A 449-nucleotide genomic window follows, 5' to 3' on the forward strand; every position below is an offset into this window, starting at 1 on the left:
GCTTTCCCGGTTTGTAGCTCATCCGTGATGTGTGTTTGCCGGATGCGATGACGCATCTTAACCGGTCTACAAAGATTACAGTTCCTGTGGGCCGGATAAGGCGTTCACGCCGCATCCGGCAACTGCGCCATAATGCCTGATGCGACGCTTAACGCGTCTTATCATGCCTACAAATCGCTCATTCCCCAGGCCGGATAAGGCGCTCGCACCGCATCCGGCGACCAACGTCATGCTTCGTCTGGTTGCCAGCCTTCCGTATACCAGATATGCAACAGCGCATAAGAACGCCAGGGCTTCCAGCGCTCGGCATAACGGCGGATTTGCGCCGGTGTCATTCCCGGAAATCGCTGTTTAATCAGATAATCATCCGGCAGGAAAACATCTTTCGCCTGCCAGCCACGCAAAGCAAAATAATTCGCCGTCCAGCGCCCGATACCCGGAAAAGTTTG

General features: G+C 54.8%; 1 pseudogene. It reads right to left on the minus strand.

Annotated features, from left to right (window positions below):
• Positions 1–227 precede the first annotated feature (227 nt).
• Positions 228–449: pseudogene (locus K0039_RS25375) on the minus strand (hypothetical protein); the annotation flags it as partial.

This window comes from Terrisporobacter mayombei, assembly GCF_020748465.1.
Taxonomy (GTDB): domain Bacteria; phylum Bacillota; class Clostridia; order Peptostreptococcales; family Peptostreptococcaceae; genus Terrisporobacter; species Terrisporobacter mayombei.